This window comes from Leclercia tamurae, assembly GCF_025566055.1.
GTDB lineage: Bacteria > Pseudomonadota > Gammaproteobacteria > Enterobacterales > Enterobacteriaceae > Enterobacter > Enterobacter tamurae.
On the sequence record NZ_JAMHKS010000065.1, the window covers coordinates 41,379 to 53,054 of the forward strand.

10 protein-coding genes are annotated in these 11,676 nt (G+C 50.3%); all 10 read right to left on the reverse strand.

Features of this window, described 5'->3' with window-relative positions; all coding sequences use genetic code 11:
- Nucleotides 1-3: 3 nt before the first annotated feature.
- Nucleotides 4-552, reverse strand: a complete 549-nt coding sequence (gene rfbC / locus M8318_RS04285; protein WP_262661083.1) for a dTDP-4-dehydrorhamnose 3,5-epimerase — start codon at nt 550-552, stop codon at nt 4-6.
- 52 nt (nt 553-604) lie between these two features.
- Complete coding sequence (gene rfbA, locus M8318_RS04290) at nt 605-1,477, reverse strand: glucose-1-phosphate thymidylyltransferase RfbA (RefSeq protein WP_262661084.1); 873 nt, start codon at nt 1,475-1,477, stop codon at nt 605-607.
- Nucleotides 1,478-1,564: 87 nt separating this feature from the next.
- Nucleotides 1,565-2,452 (reverse strand): dTDP-4-dehydrorhamnose reductase, encoded by an 888-nt coding sequence (gene rfbD / locus M8318_RS04295; RefSeq protein WP_262661085.1) that lies wholly within the window; start codon nt 2,450-2,452, stop codon nt 1,565-1,567.
- On the reverse strand, nt 2,452-3,537 hold the full coding sequence (gene rfbB / locus M8318_RS04300; protein ID WP_262661086.1) for a dTDP-glucose 4,6-dehydratase: 1,086 nt from the start codon (nt 3,535-3,537) through the stop codon (nt 2,452-2,454). The genes rfbD and rfbB overlap by 1 nt, the downstream gene beginning before the upstream one ends.
- Nucleotides 3,538-3,603: 66 nt before the next feature.
- Nucleotides 3,604-4,629 carry a glycosyltransferase family protein gene (locus M8318_RS04305; protein WP_262661087.1) on the reverse strand — a complete coding sequence of 342 codons (1,026 nt, stop codon included), beginning with the start codon at nt 4,627-4,629 and terminating at the stop codon, nt 3,604-3,606.
- A complete protein-coding gene (locus M8318_RS04310; RefSeq protein WP_262661088.1) occupies nt 4,617-6,629 on the reverse strand; it encodes a glycosyltransferase family 2 protein in 2,013 nt (670 codons plus the stop codon). Before M8318_RS04310 ends, M8318_RS04305 begins: the two co-directional genes overlap by 13 nt.
- Nucleotides 6,630-6,698: 69 nt before the next feature.
- Complete coding sequence (locus M8318_RS04315) at nt 6,699-7,607, reverse strand: glycosyltransferase family 92 protein (protein ID WP_262661089.1); 909 nt, start codon at nt 7,605-7,607, stop codon at nt 6,699-6,701.
- 86 nt (nt 7,608-7,693) lie between these two features.
- Nucleotides 7,694-8,860: a nucleotide sugar dehydrogenase gene (locus M8318_RS04320; protein WP_262661090.1), complete on the reverse strand. Its 1,167-nt coding sequence runs from the start codon at nt 8,858-8,860 to the stop codon at nt 7,694-7,696.
- 408 nt (nt 8,861-9,268) lie between these two features.
- A complete protein-coding gene (locus tag M8318_RS22630; protein WP_269468301.1) occupies nt 9,269-10,201 on the reverse strand; it encodes an acyltransferase in 933 nt (310 codons plus the stop codon).
- A 618-nt stretch (nt 10,202-10,819) separates the two neighbouring features.
- Nucleotides 10,820-11,671, reverse strand: coding sequence for a glycosyltransferase family 92 protein (locus M8318_RS04335; protein WP_262661091.1), 852 nt, complete (start codon nt 11,669-11,671; stop codon nt 10,820-10,822).
- Nucleotides 11,672-11,676 lie beyond the last annotated feature (5 nt).

The following is an 11,676-nucleotide window of genomic DNA, read 5'->3' on the forward strand; positions in this document are numbered from 1 at the left end:
GACTCAGAAGTACTCTGCGTCAGGGAAGGATTTGGCAACGCTGTCTTTGGCGGAGGTGAGGATCTCGCTGTCGATTTCTGGCCATGTAATTCCAATGGTCTCATCGTTCCAGCGGATGCCGCGGTCGCTCTCCGGCGCATAGTAGTTGGTGGTTTTGTACAGGAATTCTGCGGTGTCGCTCAGGGTCATAAAGCCGTGGGCGAAACCTTCCGGGATCCACAGCTGACGCTTGTTCTCGCCCGACAGATGCACGCCCACCCACTGACCGAAGGTCGGGGAGTATTGGCGGATATCCACCGCCACGTCGAATACTTCACCGGCTACGCAACGGACCAGTTTGCCCTGCGCATGTGGCGCCAGCTGGTAGTGCAGGCCACGTAACACGCCCTTTGAGGATTTGGAATGATTGTCCTGGACGAAGTTTACGCTGCGGCCAATGGCGGCTTCGAACTGCTGGTGGTTAAAGCTTTCAAAGAAGAAACCACGGTCATCGCCAAACACTTTTGGCTCAAAGATAAATACGTCGGGAATTGCGGTCTGAATTACGTTCATGATGACAGCCTGATTCATAAATGGGGCTTCACGCCCCAGGAGTTGATGATGACTACTTGAGCATTTTCAGCAGATATTGCCCGTACGCATTCTTCGCCAGCGGCGCGGCTAATTTGCGCACCTGGTCGGCATCGATAAACTTCAGACGGTAGGCAATCTCTTCAGGACAGGCCACTTTCAGCCCCTGACGGGTTTCGATGGTCTGGATGAAGTTGCTGGCCTCAATCAGGCTTTCATGGGTGCCGGTATCAAGCCAGGCATAACCACGGCCCATCATGGCAACTGACAGATCGCCCTGCTCAAGGTAGATGCGGTTCACGTCGGTGATTTCCAGCTCGCCGCGCGGCGACGGTTTCAGGCTCTTGGCAATCTCAACCACGCGGTTGTCGTAGAAGTAGAGGCCGGTTACCGCATAGTTGCTCTTCGGTTCCAGCGGCTTCTCTTCCAGGGAGATCGCGGTACCTGCATGGTCAAACTCCACCACGCCATAACGCTCAGGATCATGTACATGATAGGCAAAGACGGTGGCGCCCGCAGGTTTCGCCGCGGCGGCTTCCAGCTGTTTCTGCAGATCGTGACCGTAGAAGATGTTGTCCCCCAGCACCAGCGCGCAGTCGTCGCTGCCGATGAACTCTTCACCGAGGATAAAGGCCTGAGCCAGACCGTCCGGGCTTGGCTGCACTTTATACTGCAGGTTCAGGCCCCACTGACTACCGTCGCCGAGCAGTTGCTCAAAGCGCGGCGTATCCTGCGGGGTGCTGATGATCAGAATATCGTGGATACCTGCCAGCATCAGGGTGCTCAGCGGGTAGTAGATCATCGGTTTGTCGTAGATCGGCAGCAGCTGTTTGCTCACCGCCATGGTGACCGGATAGAGACGAGTCCCTGACCCACCGGCCAGAATAATACCTTTACGCTTGTTCATAATCCTTCATTTCTTCTGTTTGGTTACATGTTCCGGGAGGGCAAAACGCCCTACAACAAGGCATGCATAGCATACCCTGGGTTGCATTTACTTCCCGAGAATTTCGGCCAGCATGCGATCCACGCCGATAGTCCAGTCCGGCAGCGTCATCCCGAAGGTGCGCTGGAACTTGCTGGTATCGAGGCGTGAGTTATGCGGACGTTTTGCCGGGGTCGGGAAGGCGCTGGTCGGGACGGCGTTCACCTGGGTTACGGCCAGCTCAACGTCTGCCGCACGAGCGGTGGCGAATACGCGCTGGGCATAGTCGAACCAGGTGGTGGTGCCGGAAGCGATCAGGTGATAAAGCCCGGCCACGTCAGGTTTATCCTGCGCGATACGGATTGCATGTGCGGTGCAGTCGGCCAGCAGTTCTGCTCCGGTCGGGGCACCAAACTGATCGTTGATGACCGACATCTCGCTGCGCTCTTTACCAAAACGCAGCATGGTTTTCGCGAAGTTAGCGCCGCGAGCGGCATAGACCCAGCTGGTGCGGAAGATCAGATGACGGGAGCAGAGCGCAGCGGCCTGTTCGCCCGCCAGCTTGGTTTCGCCGTAGACGTTCAGCGGCGCGGTCTGGTCTGTCTCGACCCACGGCTTTTCGCCGCTACCGTTGAAGACGTAGTCGGTGGAGTAGTGCACCAGCCACGCGCCCAGCGCCTCGGCCTCTTTGGCGATGGCGGCAACGCTGGTGGCGTTGAGCAGCTCGGCAAAGTCACGCTCGCTCTCGGCTTTATCCACCGCGGTATGGGCGGCGGCGTTGACGATCACGTCCGGCTTCAGCAGACGCACGGTCTCGGCCACGCCTTCCGGGTTGCTGAAGTCACCGCAGTAATCGGTAGAGTCAAAATCTACCGCCGTAATACGTCCCAGCGGCAGCAGCGCGCGCTGCAGCTCCCAGCCCACCTGGCCATTTTTGCCGAACAGCAGAATATGCATCAGTTGCGCTCCTGGTAGTTCTTCGCGATCCAGTCCTGATAACTGCCGCTTTTCACGTTGTTGACCCACTGCTGGTTATCCAGATACCACTGCACGGTTTTGCGGATGCCGGACTCGAAGGTCTCCTGCGGCTGCCAGTTCAGCTCGTGGCTCATTTTGCTGGCATCGATGGCATAGCGACGGTCGTGGCCCGGGCGGTCAGTTACGTAGGTGATCTGGTCGCGGTAGGAGCCGGTTTTCGGCACCATCTCGTCGAGCAGGTCGCAGATGGTGTGGACCACGTCGAGGTTCTGCTTCTCGTTGTGGCCGCCGATGTTGTAGGTCTCGCCCACCACGCCAGTGGTGACTACGGTGTAGAGCGCACGGGCGTGATCTTCGACGTACAGCCAGTCGCGGATCTGATCGCCTTTGCCGTAGATTGGCAGCGCCTTGCCGTCCAGCGCGTTGAGGATCACCAGCGGGATCAGCTTCTCAGGGAAGTGATACGGGCCGTAGTTGTTGGAGCAGTTGGTGACGATGGTCGGCAGGCCATAGGTACGACGCCATGCGCGCACCAGATGATCGCTGGAGGCTTTCGACGCCGAGTACGGGCTGCTTGGCGCGTACGGGGTGGTTTCGGTGAACAGCGGTAACTCAGTGCCTGCGCTCACTTCATCCGGGTGCGGCAGATCGCCATACACTTCGTCGGTAGAAATGTGGTGGAAACGAAACGCCTGCTTGCGGGTTTCATCCAGCTCGCTCCAGTAGGCGCGGGCTGCTTCGAGCAGCGTGTAGGTGCCGACGATATTGGTTTCGATAAAATCGGCCGGGCCGGTGATGGAGCGATCCACGTGGCTCTCGGCGGCCAGGTGCATCACCGCATCCGGCTGGTGGGTGGCAAAGACCCGGTCCAGCTCAGCACGGTTACAGATATCTACCTGCTCAAAGGCGTAGCGGTCGCTTGCGGCCACGTCGGCGAGGGATTCGAGGTTGCCCGCATAGGTGAGCTTATCAAGGTTGATCACCGCATCCTGAGTGTCACGGATGATATGGCGAACAACAGCAGAACCGATAAAACCGGCTCCACCGGTTACAAGAATTTTCATAAGCGTTTTTTACTTTTTCTATTGGATGAAATGGTCACCAGAAGGCAGTCTCTGCTCTGTCCTGTGTTAATGCATTAACGAATACGTATATTCCTTCGCATTATTCGCCAGCGCCTGACGCTTTTGCCCGGAATTAACCAGCAGCGATAAGGTATCGATCCACTTTTGCGGATCGTTGTTCAGCAGCACGCCATTGACGTTTTGTTCGATAAAGTCGCTGTACGGGGCGCAATTGCTGTAAACCCCCACCGCGCCCATGCGCACGAAATCATAAAATTTTACCGGCCCGCGCGCCATATTAAATTCCGACTCCAGTAACGGGGCCAGACCAATATCAACCCGGTGATGCTGAGTGTAATCCAGATAGTTCTGCCAGCTCATCGGGTGTAAAACCGTCACACGCGGTAAGTCCCGGTAAAGCTTATAGATTTCGTGCTCGCCAAAAATTTCGAAGCTGGCCTGTGGGCACTGGCTCAGCACGCCCTCGACCACTTCCCGCAGCCAGTATTTTTCTGCCTGATGCGAGCTGGAGCCGTGATAAGCAATTTTTACCGGCCGGGTGACGGCCAGCAGCCGCGGCGTGGGCTGGGCGGGCACCACATCGGGATTCAGGTGCGCATATTTGTTGGCCAGCCAGGGCGTCGAGACCCAGATGGTGTCGCAATAGGTGGTGAGCCAGCGGTGCTGCGCCGCAGAGCGCCGGATGATTTTGGTCCGGTAGGCTTTGGGCAACGCCGTTAAGGCTGATGGATCGAACAGATCATCATCCATGAAATAGACCACCTGGGAGAGATCGTCGATATTGCGCACGATCTCGCGCTGCCACTCTGTGGAGATAAAGCGAATGACCACGATGGCGGTCCCTTTATCCACTTCGATAGACGGCGTGGTCAACGTATCCACCAGCTGACAGACGGTGCCGGGAAAACGACTTCTGATTGCCGCTTCAAAATAGGCCAGCGTCGGTGAATTCCCCTCATGCAAAATCAACAGTGAGCGGCACTCGGGCCAGCTCTCCGGCTGCGTCTCGCTGCTTTGCTTATTCAACTTCAGGTAGGGTTTAAAGAGTGCCTTTCTGATTAATTCGTCCATGGCAGCACCACATTAGGAGCATGACTTAACGAGAAATCGGGTCGGTCATAGCTCAGGTTGGGATTGTATGCGGGATCGTGCTGGAGCCGCTGCGCCCAGCGTTTTTTCATGTAGCGCAGCTCACCCTGGGAGCGAGCCAGCTGTTCTGGCGTGACATCTTTGCCGCGGGAGACCGACTCATGGTGGTACAGCTCGGCAAAGGGGGTCCAGACGATCCGCCAGCCAGCCTCGCCGACCCGCAGACAGTAATCCACGTCGTTGAAGGCCACCGGCAGATTCACTTCATCTAAGCCGTTCAGGGACAAAAAGAGCTGGCGAGGGGTGAGCAGACAGGCCGCCGTCACTGCCGACAGCTCCTGGGCGCTCACCGCCCTGCGCTGGTAGCCAGGTTCATCGGCGGCCAGCCCACTGTGAAAGTGATCGGCACAGCCGCCCGGCCCGACCGCGTCGCCCGCATGCTGCACCCGGCCATCGCCGTAAAAGAGCCTTGCCCCGACTATCCCGACGCCCGGACGCAGCAGGTGAGAGACCATCTCATCCAGCCACAGCGGGTTGATCACCTCGGTGTCGTTGTTGAGCAGGCAGATAAGCTCGCCTGTGGCTTCGCGCACTCCGGCATTGTTGATAGCGGAGTAGTTAAACGGACGATCCCAGGCGATAACCCGGACCCCGTACGCCTGGGTGATATGTTCAAAATAGGCCAGGGTTTCAGGGGCGTCGCTCTGGTTATCCATCACCATGATTTCGATATTTGGATAACGGGTGTGCTGCACCAGGCTTTCAATACACGGCCTGAGATGCGCCAGGCCATTGCGGGTGGGAATAATCACCGATACCCGCGGCAGCTCTGCCGGGAGCGGCCAGCGCCAGCGGCAGATGCCGTGCGGAGCCGACTCCAGCGTCACCCCAACGGGCAGGTCCTGCAGCAGGCTGGCCAAGGTTTCATACCCGTCCTGCTGCGGGAGCCTGTCCGGAACGTGCATCAGCAGGGCAGGGATATGCGCGATATCCTTCGGGGCGAGCTGGTGGGCCAGCTGCAACCATCCGCGATAGCTGTCGGCCCCATCCTGCGGGATGGCGGCAGAGCCCTGTTCCCGCCAGAGGCCACACCAGCCGATATAGTTCTGACTGTGCAGCAGGGTTTCGTTCCAGTCCGGCTTGAAGTCCGGCGAGTGGCGCTTACCTTTTTCATCCAGCAGATCGTGATCGCCGTAGATCCATTTTGCGTCCGGGGTCTGACGCAGCTGGTGCGCCAGCCACACTAACGCGGCCGGAGCCAGTTCAGCCCCCACGGGGATGGCCCACTGCCATTCGCCCTCAGGCCTGTCTGCGGCAGGCGGCTGTTCCAGCACGGTGATATGCGTTGTCGGATAACAGAGTGCCGCGATGCTGGCCAGCGTGCGCTGGCGTGCCGCCTCATCGCCGCCGTTCACCAGATGCAGGCAGACGTGGGGCAGGTTGCCCCAGCGGGTCAGCAGACGATCGATCAGTCGGCGCTCACCGGGCTGCACGATATCGAAATTAGCCAGCCAGTGTTCGTAGGCGTGCAGCGGCCTGTCGTCGCGGATCTTGCCAACCAGCTCGTAAGCCTGCTGTAAATCGGTAAACCACAGGTGCCACGACAGCCCCAGACGCTTGCGCTTTTGCGCATTCAGGCGCTGATAAAAAGGCCACACCCGACGCAACCGGCGCCAGAGACTGTTGCCCGCCGACACTTGCGCAAAGCGGGTAATATTCAGTTCGCATTCCGTCCCTTCGCTGCTGGCGAGCAGACCCACCTGACAGGCACCCACCGGCAGCCAGACCAGCTCCTGCAGGGTGCCACGACGGGTAATCGGCAGGGTTTGTTCATGCCAGAGCCCCTGGCTGCACTGCCAGCGCAGACGGGTTTCACCCCGCGGCTGGCGGGCACGCAGGGTGCCCTGGATCAGGAACCAGCCCGCGCGGGATAAAGAGGTGTCTGGCAGCACCAGAGGGTGCCAGTGGTAATCGCTATGCATTAGGGATTCACAACCCGGAAGTGGGGAAGGCCACTTCTGACTCCTGTCGAATATGGGGAAAAACGTCGATTAGCCGATTAACTTTTTAACGCGGGTCGCCAGCCAGGAGTCGCTCTTCTGCGGACTCTCTTCTTCTGGCAAGGCATCCAGCTGCGCCTGCAACGCGGCCATTTCTGCTTTGACTTTCGGGGCCAGGGCGGCCGCCAGCAGGCAGGTTTCGTCGTTGCGATCGTGGGCTTTGAAATAGGCTTTGTGTTTTACGCGTTTGGCCGTAGCGGCACTACCGCGGAGGTGTTTACCGAGTAAAAACTCTTCAAGCGATTTAACAACGTAATGGTTAACGCGCACGCCGCTCCAGACTACTTCGGCGCTAACCCCTTTTCCATTTTTCGGGTGTAAAATCAGATCATTTCCTGATGCATCGATATACCGACCATGGTCTAGTTCAGCATGGTGAGGGTTACTAAATCTACTAGTGATGCTGGGCCTGACGATACTTTTAAAATTATGATTAGCATGAAAATTTTTGGGTGCGCGTTGAGTAAAACGCTCTATCACCAACCCTTCCTCAGTAAACACTTCGCCATTTGAACCAAAATTCGCCCAGTTCATGGCAACGGCGTTTACTGAGGAGTCGCTAAACCATCTGCTCAGACTGGTTGTTATGCTTTGCTCAGGCTCAAGTGGCACTAAGAATTCGTCGGCATCAATAAAAGCCAATAAATCGATATCTGGGCTGCAACTGCGTAAAATATGTTCATAAGCAGGTAACTGCGGCTTTTGTTCTCCGACAGTTGGAAAGTCGATTACGGTCACAACACCTAGTCTCTCAAGTCCGTCAAGAAAAGCACGCGAACCATCATTACTGCCGTTATCCGCAATAATAAACCCGCTTACGCCTACAACCCTGTGATAAGCAATCCATTCCAGAAGGGCATTCATTTCGTTTTTAACGATTGCAGCAACAAATAATTTCAAAATGCATTCTCAGTCAATAGCGGGTGACAGTATTACCCGTGTTCATTGTGAATAAAAAGGAATAAACCCTTATTTATTAGTGCATCTTAATCCGAACCAAACAGATCGCGCGTGAAGACTTTTTCGGCCACGTCAGCTAATTCGCTGGCCATTCTGTTGCAGAGGATCACATCACTGATGATCTTAAATTCAGCGAGGTCACGAATGACGTGGGAATTAAAGAAGGTGTCCTCTTTGATAGTTGGCTCAAAAACGATGACCTCGATCCCTTTAGCTTTTATCCGCTTCATAATCCCCTGAATGGCGGAAGAGCGGAAGTTATCGGAACCCGCTTTCATGACCAGACGGTGAATCCCCACGACTTTTGGCTGGCGGGAGATCACGCTGTCGGCAATAAAATCCTTACGGGTGGTATTTGCATCGACAATCGCGCGGATCAGGTTGTTCGGCACTTCATGATAGTTCGCCAACAGCTGCTTGGTGTCTTTAGGCAGACAGTAGCCGCCATAGCCAAACGAAGGATTGTTATAGTGTGTGCCAATACGCGGATCTAGACCGATACCCTCGATAATCTGACGGCTATCCAAACCATGAGACTGAGCATAAGTATCTAGCTCGTTGAAATAGGCAACACGCATAGCGAGATAGGTATTGGCAAACAGCTTAATGGCCTCGGCTTCGGTACTGCCCGTTAACAGTACCTGCACATCTTTCTTAATGGCACCTTCTTTCAGCAGATCGGCAAAACGCTGTGCACGTTCGCTGCATTCACCTACCACGATACGTGACGGATAGAGGTTGTCATACAGAGCACGCCCCTCGCGCAGGAACTCAGGTGAAAAAATCAGGTTCTCGGTACCTAATTCCTGACGCATGCGCTCGGTAAAGCCCACCGGAATGGTGGACTTGATGACCATAACTGTCTGCGGGTTAATACTCATCACATCGCGAATGACTGCTTCGACGGTGCTGGTATTGAAGTAGTTCGTCTTTGGATCGTAATCAGTCGGAGTAGCGATAATGACGAATTCGGCGTGCTGGTAGGCTTCAACTTTTTCAAGCGTTGCCCGAAGATTAAGAGGCTTGTTGGCTAAGTAGTCTTCAAGTTCTTTGTCGGCGATAGGGGACTGGCGTTGGTTGATCTTTTCGACTTTCGAAGAGATTACATCCAGGGCAATGACTTCATGATGCTGTGCCAAAAGTACTGCATTTGATAGACCAACATAACCGGTACCGGCAATAGTAATAATCATCTTTGAATCGCTTAAATGAAGTAATTATATAGAGTTAATTATTAACGTTAATATAAAAATCGGCCAATAGAATGAGTGGCTTATAATTTATGGTATTCTCATGAACCATGAACCATGAACCATGAACCATGAACCATGAACCATGAACCATGAACCATGAACCATGAACCGAATCGTTCTATACCTAACTGCAAATTATTTTTTGGGCGAGAACCTTCGGCTTACTCAACATTAATTGATAAAGAGTAGAGCTGAGCTTCCTTCTAATGCTACTAGCCTTGCTTTCTTATGATCGATAGAGCACTAACCATTGATAGTCTCGATGCTACCTATGTTATGTTCATTCATGTTTAGGAAATACTGGCTTAACGTATGACTAAAAAATTATTTGCACCAATTATCAGTATTTTAATCATCGATAGTTTCTTCTAATATAATGTCTGCAACGTGAATTAAATGAGTGGATGTTTGAGCATAGATATTGTAAATATTACTTAATTCGACAATGTAATCGAATCCGTGTTTAATGTGATTTATTTGGCTATTTTCAGAGGAGATGGTTTTTTTAGCTATATCCATTTTTTCATCATTGATAGCACAAATATGCGACATAGTTCCTGTTTTAATTATTATGTTGTTTATATCCGGATGTGACATCCATCCTCTTATGCATAAACCATTTTGGCATGAAATATAAGAATTAAAAGTCATGTCAAAATTATATTTGATTTCTGAATGCTTTTCTTCCAATTTAAAAATAGCTAGTGGGTATTTTCGGCGATCTTTTATCCTTTTAGCAGGGTTGCCTGCAATGATTGAATATGAAGGAAAAGATTTAGTAACTACTGATCCTGCTGCAATAATACTATGATCACCAATTTCAACGCCATCTAGAATGACGGCATTTGCTCCAACCCAAACATCATTTCCGAGAGTTACTCCTTCGCTTGTAATGGGCTGATCTTTGATGTGTATGTCTATTCTTTCGTGCCCGTGATTAAAGCCGTAAATAGATGCCATTGAAGCAACACGGCAGCCGTTGCCTAAAAATATTTTTCCAGCCAAATGAGCATTGATGTTTACAGAACAATTATCATTTATATGGACATCCCCACGAATTACTGCGCCAGATGCAATCCATGAGTTTCTACCTAAATATAATTTTGAGGTAAAAATATTAGCATCTTCAGCTACAAAAGCTGTATTGTCTATTACAGCATTTGCATTTTTTTTGAGGATGTTTCTTATTAATTCCTGTTGATTATTCTGCTCGTTGCCGCGTAACCATGGTTGACAGTTAATTTTTCGCTGGTTATACAAGGTTTCATCTAAATTATGCATAAATATGTGCACCGCTACTCTTTATTTTTTAATATCTAAGCGTGGCTTACAAATTAAAAATTTGCGCCATAGATGTTTGTTTTAAATATTAAGGCGTAATAATGTAATCCAATACACTCTTATTTTATAAAATCAGTACCTTTTTAATATAAGACTAACAGCATTCACTTACGAAATTTTAGGTAAGCATTATAGCTATCACAAAGTTGTTAATGTTACTATATTCAAAGATTGTATATTGCCCATATATAGCTTATGAGTCAGCATCACGTTTATTGGAATGCGATTTTTATACATCATCGTATTTACTAACAGATGAAATATTCCCTTCGGTTAAACGGCTCTATTATTCAAATGCTACGTATTAGGAGCGCTTCCAGTTTTAGTGAAAACACTATTAACTGGTAAGTGTAAAAAAACCAGCATACTTGAGTTTTAATCTTTTTACAAAATTATAAATTCTCAAGCAGTTAAATAATTACTATTAGGCCCGATATTCCTTAATCTTTACAACTCTGCCTCATACAATTTTAAATGATTTCTCAGATAAATATTGAGAAGTGGTTTTTTTAAATATAGATTTATCAGTGCTGGCTTCAATATTTTTCAATTCAATAGTTATTGAGTGTTTTGAACAGCTAATTTTAGGTCTAGCATAATTTTATCCATTTCAGAGTAGTATGAGTCTGGATATGTGAAAGTTTCTCTATTTATTAACTGGTTTCTATATTCGAAAAACTCCGTATTGTAACGTTGTGCTCGATCTTGTGCATCAACAGCACAAACACCCCCTCTTTTCATTTTGGTTTCAAAAAACTCCTGCTTTGATTTTAATATATAATGATTCACTTGAATTTCATCAGAAATTATTGATTTTGTTGCTCCATTATATCTCTCATCGAACTCGACTTCTGAAAAATCCGAGTATACATACTTACCTGATGAAATCGAAACTTTATGGGCCGAAACAAATGAATTAACTTTAGCGGGGTTTACTATGCTTTTAAACCATAATCTTTCACTATAATCAAAAGTGGAACATTTGTTAAATCTTCTTGTTACATAATCATCAAAATAATGATCGTGATTTGCAGAGCCAAATGTAAGCTGATTAATTGCGATTGCTGCTATATCAGTGGGAACTTCGTTAAGGTAAGAGGTGATGTTTAAATTCTTGGGGTAAAGAAACTCATCAATATCAATGAAAGCAATAAATTCAAAGTCGCTTTTAAATTTTTTCAAACAGTCATTATAAGCTGAAAGTTGTGGGGATGCTCCATCAGTAGTTGGCCATAATATATGCTTTATGTCAATTTTTTTAGAAAGCATAGAAATCATTTCACTCATTCCATCTACGCTTCCATTATCATAAATGATAATAGTATCGAAACCTATTAAGATATTGTGAGCAATCCATTCTGTAATATAAATAGATTCATCCCTTGCAATCGCGCAAACGGCTTTCTTCATTTCAT

Excerpts from the sequence above, each read along its gene's own strand:
- M8318_RS04310 (WP_262661088.1), bottom strand. The coding sequence starts at position 6,629 with ATGCATAGCGATTACCACTGGCACCCTCTGGTGCTGCCAGACACCTCT.
- M8318_RS22630 (WP_269468301.1), bottom strand. The coding sequence starts at position 10,201 with ATGCATAATTTAGATGAAACCTTGTATAACCAGCGAAAAATTAACTGT.
- M8318_RS04305 (WP_262661087.1), bottom strand. The coding sequence starts at position 4,629 with ATGGACGAATTAATCAGAAAGGCACTCTTTAAACCCTACCTGAAGTTG.
- rfbB (WP_262661086.1), bottom strand. The coding sequence starts at position 3,537 with ATGAAAATTCTTGTAACCGGTGGAGCCGGTTTTATCGGTTCTGCTGTT.
- rfbA (WP_262661084.1), bottom strand. The coding sequence starts at position 1,477 with ATGAACAAGCGTAAAGGTATTATTCTGGCCGGTGGGTCAGGGACTCGT.
- M8318_RS04335 (WP_262661091.1), bottom strand. The coding sequence starts at position 11,671 with ATGAAGAAAGCCGTTTGCGCGATTGCAAGGGATGAATCTATTTATATT.
- rfbC (WP_262661083.1), bottom strand. The coding sequence starts at position 552 with ATGAACGTAATTCAGACCGCAATTCCCGACGTATTTATCTTTGAGCCA.
- rfbD (WP_262661085.1), bottom strand. The coding sequence starts at position 2,452 with ATGCATATTCTGCTGTTCGGCAAAAATGGCCAGGTGGGCTGGGAGCTG.
- M8318_RS04320 (WP_262661090.1), bottom strand. The coding sequence starts at position 8,860 with ATGATTATTACTATTGCCGGTACCGGTTATGTTGGTCTATCAAATGCA.